At 46.1% G+C, this 217-nt stretch carries 1 protein-coding gene; it reads left to right on the plus strand.

The window, feature by feature from the left end:
* Positions 1-217: alanine--tRNA ligase-related protein (locus LJE08_RS14790; protein WP_227403687.1), on the plus strand; the 217-nt coding region annotated here is incomplete at both ends.

A 217-nucleotide genomic window follows, 5' to 3' on the forward strand; every position in this document is an offset into this window, starting at 1 on the left:
GGGATGGGGCTGGAACGGGTTGTCTCCATTTTTGAAAATGCGCCAACCAACTTTGAAACCGACCTCTTTATGCCGCTGATCAAACAGACTGAAGAATTCAGCGGTGTTAAGAAGTATGGTGTTGACAAGGATGATGACGTCTTCTTTAAGATCATTGCCGATCATATCCGGACGATCACGTTTGCAATCAGTGATGGTGCCTTGCCATCCAATGTTG

Source organism: Holdemanella sp. DFI.5.55 (assembly GCF_020593575.1).
Classification (GTDB): Bacteria; Bacillota_I; Bacilli_A; order Erysipelotrichales; family Erysipelotrichaceae; genus Holdemanella; species Holdemanella hominis.